Consider the following 19,861-nt stretch of genomic DNA (forward strand, 5'->3'; position numbering starts at 1 on the left):
GGACAAGACGATTGAAAGCAGCAGTGAATTTCGGAGACACATCATGGCAAGCGTAACTCTGCGCAACATCAGAAAGGCTTACGACGACAACGAGGTGATGCGCAACATCAACCTCGACATCCAGGACGGCGAGTTCGTCGTGTTCGTCGGCCCAAGCGGCTGCGGCAAGTCCACGCTGATGCGGATGATTGCCGGCCTCGAAGACATCTCGGGCGGCGACCTGAATATCGACGGCACGCGCATGAATGACGTGCCGCCCGCCAAGCGCGGCATCGCGATGGTGTTCCAGTCGTACGCGCTGTATCCGCACATGACGCTGTACGACAACATGGCGTTCGGGCTGAAGCTCGCGGGCACGAAGAAGCCGGAGATCGACGCCGCCGTGCGCAACGCCGCGAAGATCCTGCATATCGACCATCTGCTCGAACGCAAGCCGAAGCAGCTGTCGGGCGGGCAGCGTCAGCGCGTGGCGATCGGCCGCGCGATCACGCGCAAGCCGAAGGTGTTCCTGTTCGACGAACCGCTGTCGAACCTCGACGCCGCGCTGCGCGTGAAGATGCGCCTCGAATTCGCGCGCCTGCACGACGAACTGAAGACCACGATGATCTACGTGACGCACGATCAGGTCGAAGCGATGACGCTCGCCGACAAGATCGTCGTGTTGTCGGCGGGGAATCTGGAGCAGGTCGGCAGCCCGAACATGCTGTATCACGCGCCGGCGAACCGGTTTGTGGCGGGCTTTATCGGCTCGCCGAAGATGAACTTCCTCGAAGGCGTCGTGCAGTCGGTGTCAGCGAGCGGCGTGCTCGTCAAGTACGAAACGGGCGAGACGCAACTCGTGCTGGTCGAGCCGGGCCGCGCGAAAGAGGGCGACAAGGTGACTGTCGGCATTCGCCCCGAGCATCTGCATCTCGACCTGCCCGACAATGGCGTGTCGGCCAGCGTCATGGCGATCGAATCGCTCGGCGACGCGGCGTATCTGTACGCCGAAAGCAGCGTCGCGCCGGATGGCCTGATCGCGCGCATTCCGCCGCTCGAGCGGCATGAGAAGGGCGGGACGATCCGGGTCGGCGCAACGCCCGATCACTGCCATCTGTTCGACAGCGATGGGCAGGCGTTCCATCGCAAGATCGTCGAAGTACTCGCGGCCTGATCCGGCACGCAAAGAGGGCGCCGTTGCATGCTTTGCAACGGCGCCTTTCCTATTTGCAGACTCGGACTTCTCCGATTTATCTGCTACTTATCTCATATCAAAATTGTGCATCGTCTGACAGCGCGCATCTGAGCGGTTCTTCAGGTGGGTTCTGTCCGTTCTCCGTCCATTGCCCCGAACACGTCATCCGCGCGAATGCTCTCAAGATCGCGCGACCATGCGTGTGCGGCCGACTCAAGACGCCATGCACAACGCTTCCGCTCTCACACCTCAAGAAACCGCCTCGACACCGGCTGTCGACCACGCGCTCGCCCTGCATCGCGCCGGACAGTTCGATCGCGCCGAACTGGCGTATCGCGCGATCCTCGACGCACAGCCCCACGATGCGAACACGTCCTACATGCTTGGCGTGCTGTACTTGCAGCGCTCGGACGTCGAACGTGCAATCGAATGCTTCGATACGTCGCTCGCGCTACGGCCTGACGACGCAGACTGTCTGAACGATCGCGGCATCGCGGCGCTTTCGCGCGGCGACAACGAAGGCGCGGCCGATTTCTTTCGAAGAGCAGTCGAATGCGCGCCGCAAGATGCGCTCGCGCACTGCAACCTGGGCAAGGCGCTGCGGCGTCTGCTCAAACCTGAAGAAGCGTTGAACCACTTCCAGCGCGCGCTTGCTCTCGATCACGACTTGTTCGAAGCGGCGCTCGGCAGCGCGGATATGCACGAAGTCCTTTCCAGTCCACATGATGCCGTGGCTGCCTATGAATACGCCGCACGTTACGCGCCCGACGATCTACGCGTGCTGCTGGGTCTCGGCTTGACGCTGAACGCCGTGCGCCGCCATGCCGAAGCGGAAGCTTGTTTCGAACGAGCATTGCAAAAGGAACCGGAAAACGTGCATGCGCTGTTCGGGATCGCGTTTGCAACGGATGGCCAGTTGAAGTTCGAGGACGCGCTCGTCAGATATCAGCGCGCGCTGGAAGCCTTGCCCGATTCGCCGACGCTGCACAACAACGTCGCGTTCACGCTGACGTGCATGTCGCGTTACGACGAAGCGGATCATCACCTGCGACGCGCAATCGAACTCACGCCGGATCTTTCGAACGCATACAAGCTGCTCGGCATGTCGGAGTTGCGGCGCGGAAATTTTCGCAAGGGCTGGGAGTACTACGAGTATCGCAAGACGACGCCGAGCGGATTGCGCGATTACCCAAAGTGCGAGATGCCCGAATGGCGGGGCGAGCCGATCGAAGGCAAGCGCTTTCTGCTGACGCGTGAACAGGGTGCAGGCGATCAGTTGCAGTTCATTCGCTATGCGAGCGTGCTGCACGACATGGGCGCAACCGTCGACGTGTGGACCAGCGAGGAGCTGGCTCCGCTCTTTGCCCGCGTGCGCGGCGTGAACGACGTGTTGACGGCGTTGCCCCATGGCGCCGGTTACGACTACTACTGCCCGATGATGAGCGTGCCCGCGTGGCTGAACGACGACGCGATTCCGAACGCGGTGCCGTATCTGTCCGTGGATGACACGCAGGTTGCCGCATGGCGCGCGCGGCTCGAACAGGCCGCAGGGTCGCGCAAGAAAATCGGCCTGGTGTGGGCGGGCAATCCGGGTCATTACCTCGATGTCTACCGTTCGGCGCAGCTCGCGGCGCTGGAACCGCTTGCATCGGTCGGCGGCCTCGCATGGTTCGCGTTGCAGAAGGGCGCGCCAGAGACGCAACTTGATGGCGTTGCGCATCGCTGGCCGATCTGCGCGCTGGGCCAGTTGCTCGACAGCTTTTACACGACGGCAGCTGTGATCCAGTCACTGGATCTCGTCATCACCGTCGATACATCCGTCGCGCATCTGGCGGGTGCGCTAGGCAAGCCAGTATGGGTGATGCTGCCGAAGCAGGCCGACTGGCGCTGGATGATGTCGGGTGAGAGGAATCCGTGGTATCCGACCACGCGGCTTTTCCGGCAACAGGTGTTGGGCGACTGGTCGCCCGTCGTCGAAGCGCTGCGCGGTGCGCTCGAAGCGCTCTAGCGCGAGCGAACCGCACGCGGGCGCGGATTAACCAGCGCCGTGATTCAGCGCGGCGCGGGCGCACAACTCGTCGGTGACGAGCCCCGACAGCCAGCCGCCTTTCAACGCGGCAATCACCGCATTGCGCTTGCGTTCGCCGCCCGCGAAGCCGATCACGGGCCGCTTGGGCGGCGAATCGAGCCGCAAGCTCGTCACGCGGCGCCCCGTCGGCGATTCGACGCGCGCGCCGTTCGCATCGATCGGCAGTCCGAGCAGTTCCGCCACGGCGCCCAGCGACACCAGTTCTTCCACTTCATCCGATGTGATGAAGCCGTCTTCATGCAACGGGCAACGCAGCCCGATATTGCCGATCCCGACGAATGCGACATCCGCGTCGCCCGACAGCGATTCGACGATCCGGTATAGACGGTGATTGCACCACTGCGCGCGCTCCGCTTCGCTGTCGGCGATCAATGGCGCGGGCAGCAGGAAGTGCTTGCCGCCCGTCTTCTCCGAGATGTGCAGCGCGACGTCGTAGCGGTTCGACGAGCCGTCCTGCGCAATCGCGCCGACCATCGACACCAGCCGGTGCTGCGGCCGCTCCAGTTGCCCGACCTGATCGACGACGGCCTTCAGCGTACGGCCGCTGCTCACGGCAACGACCATCGGCTTTTCCTCGCCGAGATAGCGTTCCATCACCTGCGCGCCCGCGACGGCGAGCTTGCGGTCGATTTCTTCGGGCTTGTCGTTGTCGACGGGGACGACTTCGCACATCGACAGGCCATAGCGCTTGGAGAGCTGATCGGCGAGCGACAGACAGTCCGCCAGCCGATGATCGACGCGCACGCGAATCAGGTTCTTCTCGACGGCGAACGCGACGAGGCGTTGCGCGACGGGCCGCGACACCTGCAGTTTTTCCGCGATCTCGTTTTGCGTATTGCCAGCGACGTAGTAGAGCCAGGCGGCGCGCGTCGCGAGATCGAGCTTTTCAGTGGACTTGGGCACGATGTTGTCGGTCTTAATGTCTCTAATGCGCACAACGTCGATATGTCACCAGGAAGCCAGTGTCAGGCGATCTGGTGCGCTGCCTGCCGTGGACATTCATCGCTGTCTTCACGGGTGGTTCACGCGTTCACGCCGCGTCTGCTTCGGGCGCTGGCGCAAACATCGGCTTCACATGACGGTACAGCGCGCGATAACTCGCGAGCCGCTCGCGCAGCATCGCATGGCGCCGCGCGTTCGGCGTGAATTCGATTTCGACGGGCGGCTTGGTCAGCACCTTCGCCGGATCGCCGCCCGCCGCGAGCCAGCCCAGACGCGCCGCACCGAGCGCCGCGCCCGTTTCGCCGCCGCCGTGCTTGCGCGTGGTGGTGTTCAGCGAATCGGCGAGCAGTTGCGCCCAGTAGTTGCTGCGCGCGCCGCCGCCCAGCAGCGACAGCGCATGTACTTCGGTGCCCGCCGCGCGCAGCGCGTCGAGGCCGTCCGTCAGCGCAAGCGTCACGCCTTCGAGCACGGCGTAGCCGAGCAGTGCGCGGTCGGTGGCGTGCGTCATGCCGAAGAACACGCCTTGCGAATACGGATCGTTGTGCGGCGTGCGTTCGCCCGACAGATACGGCAGGAACAATGGCGCGGTTGCGAGCGCATCGTCGGGTAGCTTTTCGACTTCGGCGAGCAGCGTCGGCTCGTCGGTCGAGGTGAGCTTGCAGACCCAGCGCAGACAGCTCGCCGCCGACAGCACCACGCTCATCTGATGCCAGCGGTCGGGGATCGCATGACAGAACGCATGCACGGCCGATTCGGGGTTCGGGCGGAAGCTGTTGCCGATCACGCACAACACGCCCGACGTACCGAGCGACACGAAGCCGTCGCCCGGTTGCGTCGCGCCGATGCCGATTGCGCTCGTCGCGTTGTCGCCGCCGCCCGCCGCGACCACGACGGGCTCGCGCAAGCCCAGCTCGCGCGCGAGCTCGGGCCGCAGCATGCCCGACGGCGCGCTGCCTTCAGCGAGCCGCGGCATGTGCGAGCGGTTCATGTCGCAGGCGGCGAGCAGCGTATCGGACCAGTCGCGCTGCGCGACGTCGAGCCAGAGCGTGCCGGCGGCGTCGGACGGATCGGAGACCTTGTCGCCCGTCAGTTGCAGGCGCAAATAATCCTTCGGCAGCAGCACGCAGGCCGTCTGACGGAAGATCTCCGGCTCGTGACGCGCAACCCACAGCAGCTTCGGCGCGGTGAAGCCGGGCATCGCCAGATTGCCGGCGATCCGATGCAGATCCGGCGCGCGCCTGAGCAACTCTTCGCATTCCTCGACGGCACGCATGTCGTTCCAGAGGATCGCGGGACGCAGCACGCGGTCTTCGTTGTCGAGCAGCACGGCGCCGTGCATCTGTCCCGACAGCCCGATGCCGCGAATCTGCGCGAACTGCTCCGGGTAGCGGTCGCGCAGCGCGAAGAGTGCGGCGCGCGTGCCTTGCCACCAGTCGGACGGGTTCTGCTCCGACCAGCGCTGATGCGGACGCGAAACGGTGAACGGAGAACCTGCCGTGCCGACCACGCGTCCGTCGGACGCGAGCAGCAGAACTTTTACTTCGGACGTGCCGAGGTCGATGCCGAGATACATGGGCGCGAAACCTTCGTCGGTAGGAGATGCGCTACTTTAGCCGCATGCCGCGTGCGATGCCATGCGCAAAAGACCTGACGCATCGCATGTATCGCATTCATCGGATACGGCGCTCAATGGGATCGGCCGCGCGTGGTTCGTCGCCATGCGCGGCCGGGATGAATGGCTTAAGCGGCGGCGCTTAGCCGTTGAGCCTCTCGTACCAGTCAACGACACGCACGAGGGCCGAACGCACCACTTTCTCGAGCGATGCCGTGCCCGCCATGCTGCCCCACAGCAGCTTGTCCGCGCAGAACGCCTGCACGGGATCGGCCGCATTGAAGAAGCCGCGCGCGACGCCTTCGTCCATCACGCCATCCTGATACGTGTACGGCAGCTTGCCTTGCTGCCACTTGTCGAGAAAGCAGAAGAACAGCGCGGGCAGCATCGCGGTCGCGTTCGGCTCGACGTTGCGCTCGAAGCACTCGGACAGCGTCGGCGCGATGAAGCCTGGAATCTTCGAGAAACCATCGGCGGCGACTCGCTGATTCGTGTCCTGGATATAAGGATTGCCGAAGCGTTCGAGCACGACGTCGCGATACTTCGCGAGATCGAGCGGACTTGGCGTGAGGCATGGAATCACGTCTTGCGTCACGTAGTCGTAAGCGAACTGGCGAATCTCGGCGTCGAGCGTGCCTTCGTGGATATACGAAAGGCCGGCGAGCGTGCCCGCCCAAGCGATACAGCTATGCGTCGCGTTGAGAATGCGGATCTTCGCTTCTTCGTAAGGCAGCACCGATTCGACCAACTCGGCGCCGACCTGCTCCCACGCCGGCCGCCCAGCGATGAAGTGATCCTCGATCACCCACTGGATGAACGATTCGCCCATCACGGGGCATGCATCGTCGAAGCCCGTCGCGGCCTTCACGCGCTCGCGCACGTCGGGCGTGGGACGCGGCGTGATGCGATCGACCATCGAATTCGGGCACGCAGTGTTCGCATCGAACCATTTGCGCAATTCGCTCGCGCCGCGCCGCTCCAGGAACTGCGTCATGCCGGCGCGGAAGCGGTCGCCGTTGCTGCGCAGGTTGTCGCAGGTTTGCAGCGTGACGGCGCCCGCGTTGCGCTGCATGCGCGCTTCGAGAATCGCCGCGAGTGCGCCATAGATGGTGGTGCGCGCGCCGTTCAGGTCAGCGGCGAGGTCGGGGTTGGCGGTGTCGAGCTTGTCGTGCTCGTCGAGGTAGTAGCCGCCTTCCGTCACGGTGAACGCGATGATCTTGCATTCGGGATCGGCGCCCGCTTCGACGAGCGCATCGAGATTCTGCGACCACGGCACCACGCGTTCGATCGAGCGGATCGTCTCGTACGCGCGCTCGCCCTGCGGCGTGACGGTTTCGAGCGTGTAGACGCCGTTCTGCGCGGCGAGCGCTTCGGCGACGGCGTTCATGTCGCTGCGGATATTGCCGACGGTCAGCGACCAATGCGGATCGCCGGGCTTGCGCGCTTCATTGAGCCGGTGCAGATACCAGGCCTGATGCGCGCGATGGAACGAGCCCGCGCCGATATGCAGGATCACCTGCTTGCTTGCGCCGCTGCTTTGGCCGCTGTTCATATGTGTCTCCTAAATGCGCACGGTCTTTCGCGTGCGTTCCTTGGGATAAGTCTAGAAGGTGTCCCGGCGTTGTGAGCCGATGTCAGAAGAATATGAGAGCATTTGCTCTGCATTTGAACTAATGATCGTATTCGGCCGATTGAAAGTCAAGGCACAGCAGACGGCTTTTCGTGGCGCAGCGCGGTGGGACGGGCTTCTCCAGTACACGCGACATGCGCGGAATGCTGCCGCACAAGCGATCGCGTGGCTGTTGCATTGCATCAAATTTGACAGCGCAGAGGCCAGGACTAACCCGAATGCAAAAAAGTATCGGTCGGCGGTCTCATTTCTAGTGGCCGCCGTTGCGCCATGGGTCTAACTTTCGGTACACACGACAAGAGCAATAAAACATGTTCATGCCGCGAGCCTCCAGCTTGCGCTGCTGGACGAAGAAACAGGAGGAAGACAGATGAAGGGCATCGTCACGACGGTTACCTGGTTGCACGCGCATCGACATGCGGATCTGCATGTGCGTCGCGCGGAATGCGCGCAATATGCGCGGCCCTCCGTCTGAACCGCGGCCACAGGAGACTGACGTGCAACCCGATCTCGAACTGGTCAGCGTGCGCCGCGATGAGTCATTCAAAGCGTGGTATCACGGCTTTCCTTACCGCACGGTACGCTGGCATTTCCACCCTGAATTCGAAATCCATCTGATCGTCGCGACGACGGGCAAGATGTTCGTCGGCGATTACATCGGCGGCTTCGCGCCGGGCAATCTCGTGCTGATGGGGCCGAACCTGCCGCACAACTGGGTCAGCGAAGTGCCCGAAGGCGTGACGATCGCGCAGCGCAACCTCGTCGTGCAGTTCGGCCAGGACTTCGTCGCGCACTGCACGGAGAGCTTCCCCGAATGGCGTACGCTCGAAGCGCTGCTCGCCGATTCGCGGCGCGGCGTGTCGTTCGGACCGCAGACCAGCGCACTGATCCAGCCGCTCTTCATGGAACTGCTCGAAGCGCGCGGCCTGCGGCGCATCGTGCTGTTCCTGTCGATGATGGAAATCCTGCTGAATGCGAGCGATCGCGAACTGCTCGCGAGTCCCGCGTATCAGATCGATCCGACCAGCTACGCGTCGACGCGCATCAATCACGTGCTGTCGTATATCGGCAAGAACCTCGCTTCGGAGTTACGCGAATCAGACCTCGCGCAACTCGCAGGCCAGAGCGTGAGCGCGTTCTCTCGCTACTTCCGCCGCCATACGGGCCTGCCGTTCGTGCAGTACGTCAACCGCATGCGCATCAATCTCGCGTGCCAGTTGTTGATGGACGACGGGTTGAGCGTCACCGACATCTGCTACAAGGTCGGCTTCAATAATCTGTCGAACTTCAACCGGCAGTTTCTCACCGCGAAAGGCATCCCTCCGTCGAAGTTCCGCCGCTTCCAGCAACTGAACGACGCGAGCCGCGTCGCTTCGGAAGCGGCGGCGGCGCTTGGCAAGGGCATCGCCAACGCGCCTTCGATCGTGCCGGCCGCGCAGACGCCCAGTCATACGCACGGCCAGCCGCGCGCCGCGCCCGCGGCGTATCCGCCTCACGGCTCGCCGCTCGCGACGACCTAGGGCACTTTCTCTAGCGTTTCTGTAGCTCACCGCTGCATCGTCTGATCACGCGCTGAAACCGCGTGAGGGACGCACTCATCCTCAAAAACGGAGACAAGCCATGACGCACAACATTTCACTTCAGTCGCACGCCTTGCGCCTACGGGCCACGATGACTTTTGCCGCCGTGATGCTCGGCGCGCCGCTCGTTGCGCACGCCGCCGAACCCGCGCCGCTGAAGATCGGCATGACGTTCCAGGAACTGAACAACCCGTACTTCGTGACGATGCAAAAGGCCTTGAACGATGCTGCCGCATCGATCGGCGCGACGGTCGTCGTCACCGACGCGCACCACGACGTCAGCAAGCAGGTAAGCGACGTCGAAGACATGCTGCAGAAGAAGATCGACATTCTTCTTGTGAACCCGACGGATTCGACGGGCATTCAATCCGCCGTCGCGTCGGCGAAGAAGGCGGGCGCCGTGGTCGTCGCCGTCGATGCGAACGCGAACGGTCCCGTCGATTCGTTCGTCGGCTCGAAGAATTTCGACGCTGGCCAGATGTCGTGCGAATACCTTGCGAAAGCGATTGGCGGCAGCGGCGAAGTGGCGATACTCGACGGCATTCCCGTCGTGCCGATTCTCGAACGCGTGCGCGGTTGCAAGGCGGCGCTCGCGAAGTTTCCGAACGTGAAGATCGTCGATACGCAGAACGGCAAGCAGGAACGCGCAACGGCGCTGTCCGTCACCGAGAACATGATCCAGGCGCATCCGAACCTGAAGGGCATCTTCAGCGTGAACGACGGCGGATCGATGGGCGCGTTGTCCGCGATCGAATCGTCGGGCAAGGACATCAAGCTGACGAGCGTCGATGGTGCGCCGGAAGCGATCACCGCGCTCCAGAAGCCGAACTCGAAGTTCATCGAAACGTCCGCGCAATTTCCGCGCGACCAGATTCGCCTCGCAATCGGCGTGGCGCTCGCGAAGAAGTGGGGCGCAAATGTGCCGAAGACGATTCCCGTCGACGTGAAGCTCGTCGACAAGGACAACGCGAAGGGTTTCAGCTGGTAAGCGACGTGTTGCGCACGGGTGACGGAGGGGAAGCCCTGCGTCACGCCTTGAAACGCAAAGGAAACGCGATGGACACGATTCTCAAACTCGACAACATCACGAAGAGCTTTCCGGGTGTGAAGGCGCTGCAAGGCATACACCTGGCCATCGCGCGCGGCGAGATTCACGCATTGCTCGGCGAGAACGGCGCGGGCAAGTCGACGCTGATGAAGATTCTGAGCGGCATCTATCAGCCCGACGACGGCACGATCGTGATCGACGGACAGGAACGGCACTTCACAAATTATCACGATGCCGTCGCGGCGGGCGTCGGCATTGTGTTTCAGGAGTTCAGCCTGATTCCGTATCTGAATGCCGTCGAGAACATGTTCCTCGGACGCGAGTTGCGCAACCGGCTCGGCATGCTCGATCGGACAAAGATGCGGCGCGCGGCGGCGGAGATTTTCGAGCGGCTCGGCGTCGCAATCGATCTGTCCTTGCCGATCCGCGAACTATCAGTTGCGCAGCAGCAGTTCGTCGAAATCGGCAAGGCGTTGTCGCTGAATGCGCGCATCCTGATTCTCGACGAGCCGACGGCCACGCTCACACCCGCCGAAGCCGAGCATCTGTTCACGATCATGCGCGATCTGAAGCAGCAAGGTGTCGCGATGATTTTCATCTCGCATCACCTCGAAGAGATTTTCGAAGTGTGCGACCGCATCACCGTGTTGCGCGACGGCCAGTATGTCGGCATGACGGACGTGGCGAAGACGGATGTGAGCCGGCTCGTCGAGATGATGGTCGGGCGCAAGATCGAAAACAGTTTTCCGCCGAAGCCCGTGCTATCCGCCGACGCAAAAGCCGTGCTTGAAGTGAACGCATTGCAGTTGCACAAAGACGGACCGATCAACCGCTTCACGCTGCGCGAAGGTGAGATTCTCGGCTTCGCGGGACTGGTCGGCTCGGGCCGCACGGAGACGGCACTCGCCGTGATTGGCGCGGATGCCGCGCATGTGAAGGACATTCGCATCAACGGCGCGGCGGCGAACCTGTCCGATCCCGCCGATGCGCTGAAGTCCGGCATCGGCATTCTGCCGGAAAGCCGCAAGACGGAAGGGCTGATCACATCGTTCTCGATCAAGCAGAACATCTCGATCAACAACCTCGGCAAGTACCGCACGGGCCGCTTCTTCATCGATCACCGCAGCGAAGCGAAGGCAACGGCCGACATCATGAAGCGCGTCGGCGTGAAGGCACCGACGATGCACACCGAAGTCGCGACGCTGTCAGGCGGCAATCAGCAGAAAGTGGTGATCGCGCGCTGGCTGAATCACCACACGAACATCCTCATCTTCGACGAGCCGACGCGCGGCATCGACGTCGGCGCGAAAGCGGAAATCTATCTGCTGATGCGCGAACTCACGGCGCGCGGCTACTCGATCATCATGATTTCGTCGGAATTGCCGGAGATCGTCGGCATGTGCGATCGCGTCGCCGTGTTCCGGCAAGGACGCATCGAAGCGATTCTCGAAGGGGACCAGATCGAATCGAATGCCGTGATGACTTATGCAACGGCTGGTGCATCGGCTGCAACTCGTGGAGCAACACTGCATGAACACACCTAATACTTCTCCCAAGACATCGGCAGTCGCATCCGATACGCCGGGCGCGCCGTTTCGCCTGAACTGGGCGAGCATCAAACGCTCGACCTTGTTCTATCCATTTATCGGTTTGCTTGTTGTGTGCATCGTGATGGTGTTCGCCAGCGACAGTTTTCTGTCCGCGGCGAATCTCGAGAACGTGCTGCGCCAGGTGTCGATCAACGCGATCATCGCCGTCGGCATGACGGCCGTGATCCTGACGGGCGGCATCGATCTGTCCGTCGGTTCGGTGATGGCGCTGTCGGGCACGCTCGCGGCGGGTCTGATGGTGGCTGGTCTCAACGGCGTCGCGGCGATCGCGATCGGCATTGCCGTGGGGCTTGGCTTCGGCTTTGGGAATGGCTTTTTCGTCGCGTTCGCGGGCATGCCGCCGATTATCGTCACGCTGGCGACGATGGGTATCGCACGCGGCCTCGCATTGATCTATACGGGCGGTTATCCGATCGACGGCCTGCCGGACTGGGTCAGCTTCTTCGGCAGCGGCAAGGTGCTCGGTATTCAGGCGCCCGTGCTGATCATGCTCGTGATCTACGCGATTGCATGGCTGTTGCTCGAACGCATGCCGTTTGGCCGCTATGTGTACGCGATAGGCGGCAACGAACAGGCGACGCGCCTGTCCGGCGTGCGTGTTGCGCGCGTCAAGCTGATCGTCTACACGCTGTCTGGCCTGACGTCGTCGTTCGCGGCCATCGTGCTTACGTCGCGATTGATGAGCGGCCAGCCGAACGCGGGCGTCGGCTTCGAACTCGATGCGATTGCGGCTGTGGTGATGGGCGGCACATCGATATCGGGCGGACGCGGCTCGATTATCGGCACGCTGATCGGCGCGCTGTTGCTTGGCGTGCTGAACAACGGCCTCAACATGGTCGGCGTGAATCCGTACGTGCAGAACGTGATCAAGGGCGGAATCATCCTGCTCGCGATCTACATCAGCCGCGAACGCAAGAAGTGAAATCACATTCCTCTGTTTCCATTAATCGCAAGGCAATGCAATGACCACTCAGGACAACAGCAAAAGCATGACGGCGATCGTGTGTCACGCGCCGGAAGACTATCGCGTCGAACGCGTGACGAAGCCGCAGGCGCGCGCGCATGAACTCGTGATCCGTATCGCCGCGTGCGGCATCTGCGCGAGCGACTGCAAGTGCCATTCCGGCGCAAAAATGTTCTGGGGCGGCCCGAGCCCATGGGTGAAAGCGCCCGTGATTCCGGGCCATGAATTTTTCGGTTACGTCGAAGAAATCGGCGAAGGCGCGGCCGAACATTTCGGCGTGGAGAAGGGCGACCGCGTGATCGCCGAACAGATCGTGCCGTGCGGCAAATGCCGCTACTGCAAATCCGGCCAGTACTGGATGTGCGAAGTACACAACATCTTCGGCTTCCAGCGCGAGGTCGCGGACGGCGGCATGGCCGAATACATGCGCATTCCACCGACGGCCATCGTCCACAAGATTCCCGACGGCATCTCGCTCGAAGATGCCGCGATCATCGAGCCGCTCGCGTGCGCGATTCACACCGTCAATCGCGGTGACGTTCAACTCGACGATGTGGTCGTGATCGCGGGCGCGGGGCCGCTTGGGTTGATGATGACGCAGGTCGCGCACCTGAAGACGCCGAAGAAACTGGTCGTGATCGATCTCGTCGAAGAACGGCTGGAGCTGGCGCGCGAATACGGCGCGGACGTGACGATCAATCCGAAGAACGACGACGCGCTGGCCATCGTCAAATCGCTGACGGACAACTACGGCTGCGACGTCTACATCGAAACGACGGGCGTGCCGGTGGGCGTGAATCAGGGCATGGACCTGATTCGCAAGCTCGGGCGTTTTGTCGAGTTTTCCGTGTTCGGCGCGGAGACTACAATGGACTGGTCGATCATCGGCGACCGCAAGGAACTCGACGTGCGCGGCGCGCATCTGGGCCCTTACTGTTATCCGATTGCTATCGATCTTTTGGCGCGCGGGCTCGTCACATCGAAAGGCATCGTCACGCATGGCTTTTCGCTCGAAGAGTGGGACGAAGCGATCAAGGTCGCGAATTCGCTCGACTCGATCAAGGTGTTGATGAAGCCGGCCCGATAGTCCGAAAAAATGAACAGTGCGCGTCGTTCGAGGCGCGCACACGGAGACACTATGAATTACGTCATCGGCGTCGATATCGGCACGCAGAGCACGAAGGCCGTGCTCGTCGACCAGAACGGCGCAATCGTCGCGCAGCATTCGAGTGGCTATCACCCGGACACGCCGAAGCCGCTGTGGGCCGAGCAATGGCCGACCGTATGGATGAAGGCGGTGATCGAATGTATCTCGCGCTGTGTGGCGAAGGCGCGTGAAGCGGGCGTCGCGTCGAATGCGATCAAGTCCGTGTGCGTGAGCAGTCTGTATGGCGGCTCGGGCATTCCCGTCGATAGCGACATGAAGCCGCTGTATCCCTGCCTGATCTGGATGGACCGTCGCGCGACGGCGCAGGTCGAAGCGGTGCGTGCGAACGTCGATCTTGAACGGTTGTATTCGATCACGGGCAATGGCGTCGACAGCTACTACGGCTATACGAAGATGCTGTGGCTGCGCGACAACGAGCCGAACGTGTGGGCGAACACGCGCTTCTTCCTGCCGCCGAATGCCTATGTGATCTATCTGCTGACGGGCGAAGTGGCTGTCGATCACAGCTCAGCGGGTAACATCGGCGGCGTGTACGACATCGCGAAGCGCGACTGGTCCGACGAGGCGCTCGACATGCTCGGCATTCCCGCGACGATGATGCCGGAGCATCTGGTCGAATCGTCGGATGTAGTGGGTGGGTTGCTGTCGCAATGGACGGAGCAGCTTGGACTCGAAGCGGGCACGTCGATCGTCGCGGGCGGTGTCGATGCGGCGATGGCCACGTATGCGGCGGGTGTCACGCGCGCGGGCCAGCATGTCGCGATGATCGGCACGAGCATGTGCTGGGGCTATATCAATCAGAGCGTCGACGCGCATCATGGCCTTATCAGCATGCCGCACGTGTTCAACGGGTTGCAGGATATCTATGTGTTCGGCGGCGCGATCACGGCGGGCGCGTCGGTGACGTGGTATCGCGAGCAGTTCTGCCATGCGGAGATCGAAGCGGCGAAGGCGATCCCACATGGCGATCCGCATCGATTACTCGAAGAGGACGCGGCGCAGATTCCGGCGGGTTCGGATGGCGTGATGTTCCTGCCGTATCTGATGGGCGAGCGCAGCCCGGTGTGGGACGCGAAGGCGAGCGGTGCGTTTGTCGGATTGAGCCTGTATCACACGCGGGCGCATCTGTATCGCGCGGTGCTCGAAGGCGTTGCGTACGCGTTGCAGCACAACATCGTCGCGGGGCGCAAGGGCGCGAAGTCACTCGACGATAGGCTGATCGTCGTCGGCGGCGCGGCGCATTCGGACTTGTGGATGTCGATCATTGCGGACATCACGGGCTTTCCCGTCTACACGATCGAGCAGGACGTGGAAGCGGCGATGGGTGCGGCATTGCTCGCCGCGTACGGCACGAAGCTGATTTCGCAGGAAACGGCGCGCGGCGGCTGGGTGAAACTGATCGAGCGCGCGAAGCCCGATCCGGCGCGGCAGGCGGTGTACGCGGAGCGCTTTGGCATCTATACGGACCTGTATCCGGCGTTGAAGCCGGTCATGCATCGGTTGCAAGCGAAATGAAGACGACCTTCGATTTTTCCGGGCGCTCGATCCTTGTGACGGGGGCATCGAGCGGCATTGGCCGCGTGACTGTTGAGATGTTGTGCGCTAGCGGTGCGCAGGTTGTTGCGGCGGCGCGCAATGTTGGTGAACTTGCTCGTCTTGCGGAGGAGACGGGGTGTGAGCCGCTGGTGCTCGATGTTGGCGATGAAGTTGCGATTGATGAGGCGCTTGCGTCGCTCGATGTGTTCGATGGGCTCGTGAATTGTGCGGGCACGGCGATGCTTGAGCGGGCGATTGATACGACTGCGGCGAGCTTTGATTCTGTGATGAGCGTTAATGCTCGCGGCGCGATACTGGTTGCGCGGCATGTTGCGCGGGCGATGATCGATGCCAGGCGCGCGGGCAGTATCGTTAATGTTTCTAGCCAGGCGGCGCTTGTTGGGCTTGAGGATCATTTGAGTTATTGCGCTTCTAAAGCAGCGATGGATGCTATTACGCGGGTTTTGTGTGTCGAGCTTGGGGGGTATGGGATTCGCGTGAATAGCGTTAATCCGACTGTCACGCTGACGCCGATGGCGGTGAAGGCATGGAGCGAGCCTTCCAAGCGCGATCCTGCTCTCCAGGCTATTCCGCTTAAGCGGTTTGCTGAACCGCGGGAAGTTGCTGAGCCGATTTTGTTTTTGCTCAGTGATGCGGCTTCTATGATCACTGGCGTGACTTTGCCAATCGATGGCGGGTATACCGCAAGGTGATTTTCTTGGGTTTGGTTTTGTCTGCGACGCTGGGTGGTTTGCTGGTGTTTGCGCTGGCATCCGGAGGGCGGTGTTTGCTGCGCCAGCTTTCTGGTTTGCATGTGGTTTCGCTGGCATCCGCGTTTCGTTAGCGTGCTTCAAGCGTCGCCCCTGTGCGGGGCGGCACCTACTTTTCTTTGCCGCCGCAAAGAAAAGTAGGCAAAAGAAAGCGGCTAACACCGCCAGTTCTAGTGTTTGCCTGAGGGCCCCCAACGGGTCTTACGCTTCACACGGCAATCACGTGACCCATGTCCGTTGCCAGCGCTCTTGCGGTGCGCCTCACCCGCCTCATGCGCCCGCGTTACAGCACGCCGTGCCAGATAGTCCGCCGCCGCCCAGGTGGCAAACTGTGTGTCGGCCCTTGTGCTCCACACGCCTCACTTCGGACCGAAAGCGCACGCATGCCACCTTGTAAGAGCGCTACCCTATACGACGCGACAACCTACACACAGTTTGCCACCTGGGCGGCACATACCATTCGCCGCCGCCAGCCGTTGTACGGGTGTTTGAAGTGGGTGAGGCGCTCATTCAGTGCGTTGGCAACGCACGCAAACAAGGACGTTGCCGTGTGAAGCGTAAGATCCTTTGGGGGCCCTCAGGCAGGAAGAAGAATTGGCGGTGTTAGCCGCTTTCTTTTGCCTACTTTTCTTTGCGGCGGCAAAGAAAAGTAGGTGCCGCCCCGCACAGGGGCGACGCTTGGAGCAGGCTAACGAATCGCGGATGCCAGCGCAAACACCAGCAAACCAACCCAGCACCCGCAAGACAAAAAAACCTAGAGCAAAGTCCTCACATGCCAAAGCTCAGGAAACAGCACAACATCAAGCATCTTACGCAGATAAGGCGCACCTGCAGTCCCACCAGTCCCTTGCTTGAACCCGATAATCCGTTCAACAGTAGTCACATGCCTGAACCGCCACTGCCGAAAGGCATCCTCAAGATCGACAAGCTCCTCAGCCATCTCATACAGTTCCCAATGCTGGGAAGGATTCCGATAAACCTCAAGCCAGGCGGCTTCAACCGAAGCATCATGCTGAGTAGGCAGCGTCCAGTCCCGCTCCAACCGTGAGGCATCAATAGCAAACCCTCGCCGTGCCAACAGACGAACCACTTCGTCATAAAACGAAGGCGCCTCAAGTGCAGCTTTCACTTCGGCAAACACATCGGCATGATGCGCATGAGGCTTGAGCATCTGCTCATTCTTATTCCCGAGCATAAACTCCAGCTCACGATACTGATAAGACTGAAACCCCGACGAACTGCCAAGAAACGGCCGCATCGCCGTATATTCCGAAGGCGTCATCGTCGACAACACACTCCACGCCTGCACAAGCTGCTCAAGAATCCGCGACACACGCGCAAGCATCTTGAACGCCGGCGGCAACTCATCACGATGCACTGAAGCAAGCGCGGCACGCAATTCATACAGCGCCAGCTTCATCCACAACTCGCTCGTCTGATGCTGGATGATGAACAGCATCTCGTTGTGATCCGGCGACAACGGATGCTGCGCATGCAGAATCGATCCCAGCGACAAATAATCGCCGTAGCTCATCGACTTCGAGAAATCGAGTTGCGCGTCGTGCCAGCCTTCGGTCTCATCGGCGGCCATGTGCGACGCGTGCGTCTCGCGCGGCGTCTGCGTGCCGCCATGCCCGAACGGGCAGCCTTGCGCGGGCTTGTCTTCGGTCATCTTCATATGGTCGGTCATCGCGCGCTCCTCAGGTCACGGCGCCGCGTGCGGCAAATTCAGGCGCGCGCCAGATCTCGTGTTCGAGCACGTGTCGCAGATGCTCGACGGCATCCCACACGTCGACAAAGCGCGTGTACAGCGGCGTAAAACCAAATCGCAATACATGCGGCTCGCGATAATCGCCGATCACACCGCGCGCGATCAGCGCCTGCATTACTTCATAGCCGTGCGGATGCTCGAAGCTCGCATGCGAACCGCGTTGCGCATGTGCGCGCGGCGTCACCAGCGTGAGCGGAAATTCCTTGCAGCGTGTCTCCACCAGTTCGATGAAAAGATCCGTCAGCGCAAGCGACTTCTTGCGGATCGCCTGCATGTCGGTTTGCAGAAAAATGTCGAGCCCGCATTCGACGAGCGCCATCGACACCATCGGCTGCGTGCCGCACAAGAAGCGGCCGATACCGTCGTCAGCTGCGTAGGTCGGGTCCATCGCAAACGGCGCGCGATGTCCCCACCAGCCCGACAGTGGCTGTTCGAAATCGCTCTGGTGACGATGTGGCACCCACGCGAACGCAGGCGAACCCGGACCGCCATTCAGATACTTGTACGTGCAACCGACGGCACAATCCGCGCCGACGCCATTCAGATCGACAGGCACGGCACCTGCCGAATGCGCCAGGTCCCACAGCGCGAGCGCCCCCTTGTCGTGGATCAGCTTCGTCAGCGCGGCCATGTCGTGCATGTATCCCGTGCGGTAGTTGACGTGCGTGATCATCGCGACGGCGACATCGTCGGTGATGGCGGCGGGCAATTCGGACGGATCATCGACGAGGCGCAACTCATAACCGCGATCCAGTTGTTTGATCAGCCCTTGCGCGATGTACAGGTCGGTCGGAAAGTTCGAACGCTCCGACACGATCACGCGGCGCTTCGGGTCGCGCTTGTCCTGCATGCGCAGCGCCGCCGACAGCACCTTGAACAGGTTGATCGAAATCGTGTCGGTCACCACAACTTCGTTGTGCGCCGCGCCGATCAGCGCCGCGAGCTTGTTGCCCAGACGCCGCGGCAGCGAGAACCAGCCGGCCGTATTCCAGCTGCGGATCAGTCCTTCGCCCCATTCGGCGCCGATCACGGTCTGCGCGCGCTGCGCGGCCGCGGCGGGCGGTACGCCGAGCGAATTGCCGTCCAGATAGATGACGTTCGGCGCAAGCGCGAACTGGTCGCGCAGCGGCGCGAGGGGGTCGGCTGCATCCAGCGCGAGTGCTTCTTCACGTTGATTCATGGTGTTCGTTCGGTCGAAAGAGTACGTTTAAGCGGAAGGTCGTTGTTCAGGCAGTGCGCGCAGCACGGCGCGTACCGGGCTGGCGTCGAGCGTCGTCAGCTTGAGCGGCAGCGCGATCAGCTCGTAGTCGCCGGGTGCGACGGCGTCGAGCACGATGCCTTCGAGAATCGCCATCCGGTGCGCGCGGATGCGGTGATGCGCGGCCATCGTTTTCGATTCCTGCGGATCGAGCGACGGCGTGTCGATGCCGATCAGCTTCACACCGTGCGCGGCGAGCAGATCGATCGTGTCGGGCGCGACTGCGCAGAAATTGCTGTCCCACGCCGTGACGGGCGCTTCGCGGTAGGTGCGCAGCAGCACGCGCGGCGGCACGCCATCGAGCGACGCGGCAACATGCTCCCGGCTCACCAGCGGCGTCGCGCCGATGCAGTGGATCACGCGGCAGCGGCCGAGATACGCATCGAGCGGCACCGCGCCGATCGCGGCGCCGTCGGCGTCGTAGTGCAGCGGCGCGTCGGTGTGTGCGCCCGTGTGCGGCGAGAGCGTCAACCGTGCGACATTGACGGGCGAGCCCGCCTCCATCCGCCACACGCGCTCGATGGCCACGGGCGTGTCGCCCGGCCAGACGGGCGTCGCCGTATCGACGGCGGGCGTGATGTCCCAAAGCGTGTCCATGCGTCTCCTATTGACCACAGTTGGCGCCTCAGCGTCTTACTCTGGTCCCATGCAAGTACCGTTGTTCTGCAACCTTCTTTGGATGATAGGCGGCATCAGACGAAATGTGCTT

Annotated in this window: 15 protein-coding genes; 9 read left to right on the forward strand and 6 right to left on the reverse strand. The window is 62.1% G+C overall.

Annotated features, from left to right (window positions below):
- Positions 1–43: 43 nt before the first annotated feature.
- A complete protein-coding gene (locus tag C2L65_RS02500) occupies positions 44–1,153 on the forward strand; it encodes an ABC transporter ATP-binding protein (RefSeq protein ID WP_007578929.1) in 1,110 nt (369 codons plus the stop codon).
- 244 nt (positions 1,154–1,397) lie between these two features.
- The gene (locus tag C2L65_RS02505) at positions 1,398–3,182 is read left to right on the forward strand and encodes a tetratricopeptide repeat protein (RefSeq protein WP_233446469.1); all 1,785 of its coding nucleotides are present in this window, start codon (positions 1,398–1,400) and stop codon (positions 3,180–3,182) included.
- 27 nt (positions 3,183–3,209) lie between these two features.
- Here the strand turns inward: C2L65_RS02505 and C2L65_RS02510 are convergent, their stop codons facing one another.
- The 3 genes from C2L65_RS02510 to dalD all read right to left on the reverse strand — a co-directional run bounded on the left by C2L65_RS02510 (position 3,210) and on the right by dalD (position 7,369).
- Positions 3,210–4,166, reverse strand: a complete 957-nt coding sequence (locus tag C2L65_RS02510; protein ID WP_035986357.1) for a sugar-binding transcriptional regulator — start codon at positions 4,164–4,166, stop codon at positions 3,210–3,212.
- A 127-nt stretch (positions 4,167–4,293) separates the two neighbouring features.
- Positions 4,294–5,778: a xylulokinase gene (gene xylB / locus C2L65_RS02515; RefSeq protein ID WP_042310955.1), complete on the reverse strand. Its 1,485-nt coding sequence runs from the start codon at positions 5,776–5,778 to the stop codon at positions 4,294–4,296.
- 181 nt (positions 5,779–5,959) lie between these two features.
- Entirely contained in the window at positions 5,960–7,369 is a 1,410-nt protein-coding gene (gene dalD / locus C2L65_RS02520) for a D-arabinitol 4-dehydrogenase (protein ID WP_042310952.1), read from the reverse strand.
- A gap of 575 nt (positions 7,370–7,944) precedes the next feature.
- Here dalD and C2L65_RS02530 point away from each other — a divergent pair.
- The 7 genes from C2L65_RS02530 (at position 7,945) to C2L65_RS02560 (ending at position 16,066) form a co-directional block, all read left to right on the forward strand.
- Positions 7,945–8,967 carry an AraC family transcriptional regulator gene (locus C2L65_RS02530; protein WP_042311076.1) on the forward strand — a complete coding sequence of 341 codons (1,023 nt, stop codon included), beginning with the start codon at positions 7,945–7,947 and terminating at the stop codon, positions 8,965–8,967.
- Between the two features lie 100 nt (positions 8,968–9,067).
- Positions 9,068–10,015 (forward strand): ABC transporter substrate-binding protein, encoded by a 948-nt coding sequence (locus tag C2L65_RS02535; protein WP_042310948.1) that lies wholly within the window; start codon positions 9,068–9,070, stop codon positions 10,013–10,015.
- Between the two features lie 68 nt (positions 10,016–10,083).
- Positions 10,084–11,619 carry a sugar ABC transporter ATP-binding protein gene (locus C2L65_RS02540; protein WP_042310946.1) on the forward strand — a complete coding sequence of 512 codons (1,536 nt, stop codon included), beginning with the start codon at positions 10,084–10,086 and terminating at the stop codon, positions 11,617–11,619.
- The gene (locus tag C2L65_RS02545) at positions 11,606–12,607 is read left to right on the forward strand and encodes an ABC transporter permease (RefSeq protein ID WP_042311074.1); all 1,002 of its coding nucleotides are present in this window, start codon (positions 11,606–11,608) and stop codon (positions 12,605–12,607) included. The genes C2L65_RS02540 and C2L65_RS02545 overlap by 14 nt, the downstream gene beginning before the upstream one ends.
- Positions 12,608–12,647: 40 nt before the next feature.
- Positions 12,648–13,736: an alcohol dehydrogenase catalytic domain-containing protein gene (locus C2L65_RS02550; protein ID WP_042310944.1), complete on the forward strand. Its 1,089-nt coding sequence runs from the start codon at positions 12,648–12,650 to the stop codon at positions 13,734–13,736.
- A gap of 51 nt (positions 13,737–13,787) precedes the next feature.
- The gene (locus C2L65_RS02555; RefSeq protein ID WP_042310942.1) at positions 13,788–15,332 is read left to right on the forward strand and encodes an FGGY-family carbohydrate kinase; all 1,545 of its coding nucleotides are present in this window, start codon (positions 13,788–13,790) and stop codon (positions 15,330–15,332) included.
- Positions 15,329–16,066, forward strand: coding sequence for an SDR family oxidoreductase (locus tag C2L65_RS02560; RefSeq protein WP_042310940.1), 738 nt, complete (start codon positions 15,329–15,331; stop codon positions 16,064–16,066). The genes C2L65_RS02555 and C2L65_RS02560 overlap by 4 nt, the downstream gene beginning before the upstream one ends.
- 811 nt (positions 16,067–16,877) lie before the next feature.
- On the opposite strand, the gene kynA is transcribed toward C2L65_RS02560, so the two are convergent.
- Genes kynA through kynB form a run of 3 tightly spaced genes read right to left on the reverse strand, consistent with a single transcriptional unit; the run spans position 16,878 to position 19,749 of the window.
- Positions 16,878–17,813, reverse strand: a complete 936-nt coding sequence (gene kynA, locus C2L65_RS02565) for a tryptophan 2,3-dioxygenase (RefSeq protein WP_042316723.1) — start codon at positions 17,811–17,813, stop codon at positions 16,878–16,880.
- 10 nt (positions 17,814–17,823) lie between these two features.
- The gene (gene kynU, locus C2L65_RS02570) at positions 17,824–19,074 is read right to left on the reverse strand and encodes a kynureninase (RefSeq protein ID WP_042316721.1); all 1,251 of its coding nucleotides are present in this window, start codon (positions 19,072–19,074) and stop codon (positions 17,824–17,826) included.
- A gap of 27 nt (positions 19,075–19,101) precedes the next feature.
- A complete protein-coding gene (kynB, locus tag C2L65_RS02575) occupies positions 19,102–19,749 on the reverse strand; it encodes an arylformamidase (protein WP_042316718.1) in 648 nt (215 codons plus the stop codon).
- Positions 19,750–19,861: the final 112 nt, after the last annotated feature.

This window comes from Paraburkholderia terrae (assembly GCF_002902925.1).
GTDB classification, from domain to species: Bacteria; Pseudomonadota; Gammaproteobacteria; order Burkholderiales; family Burkholderiaceae; genus Paraburkholderia; species Paraburkholderia terrae.

Excerpts from the sequence above, each read along its gene's own strand:
- C2L65_RS02500 (WP_007578929.1), top strand. The coding sequence starts at position 44 with ATGGCAAGCGTAACTCTGCGCAACATCAGAAAGGCTTACGACGACAAC.
- C2L65_RS02505 (WP_233446469.1), top strand. The coding sequence starts at position 1,398 with ATGCACAACGCTTCCGCTCTCACACCTCAAGAAACCGCCTCGACACCG.
- xylB (WP_042310955.1), bottom strand. The coding sequence starts at position 5,778 with ATGTATCTCGGCATCGACCTCGGCACGTCCGAAGTAAAAGTTCTGCTG.
- dalD (WP_042310952.1), bottom strand. The coding sequence starts at position 7,369 with ATGAACAGCGGCCAAAGCAGCGGCGCAAGCAAGCAGGTGATCCTGCAT.
- C2L65_RS02535 (WP_042310948.1), top strand. The coding sequence starts at position 9,068 with ATGACGCACAACATTTCACTTCAGTCGCACGCCTTGCGCCTACGGGCC.
- C2L65_RS02540 (WP_042310946.1), top strand. The coding sequence starts at position 10,084 with ATGGACACGATTCTCAAACTCGACAACATCACGAAGAGCTTTCCGGGT.
- C2L65_RS02545 (WP_042311074.1), top strand. The coding sequence starts at position 11,606 with ATGAACACACCTAATACTTCTCCCAAGACATCGGCAGTCGCATCCGAT.
- C2L65_RS02550 (WP_042310944.1), top strand. The coding sequence starts at position 12,648 with ATGACCACTCAGGACAACAGCAAAAGCATGACGGCGATCGTGTGTCAC.
- C2L65_RS02555 (WP_042310942.1), top strand. The coding sequence starts at position 13,788 with ATGAATTACGTCATCGGCGTCGATATCGGCACGCAGAGCACGAAGGCC.
- C2L65_RS02560 (WP_042310940.1), top strand. The coding sequence starts at position 15,329 with ATGAAGACGACCTTCGATTTTTCCGGGCGCTCGATCCTTGTGACGGGG.
- kynA (WP_042316723.1), bottom strand. The coding sequence starts at position 17,813 with ATGACCGACCATATGAAGATGACCGAAGACAAGCCCGCGCAAGGCTGC.
- kynU (WP_042316721.1), bottom strand. The coding sequence starts at position 19,074 with ATGAATCAACGTGAAGAAGCACTCGCGCTGGATGCAGCCGACCCCCTC.
- kynB (WP_042316718.1), bottom strand. The coding sequence starts at position 19,749 with ATGGACACGCTTTGGGACATCACGCCCGCCGTCGATACGGCGACGCCC.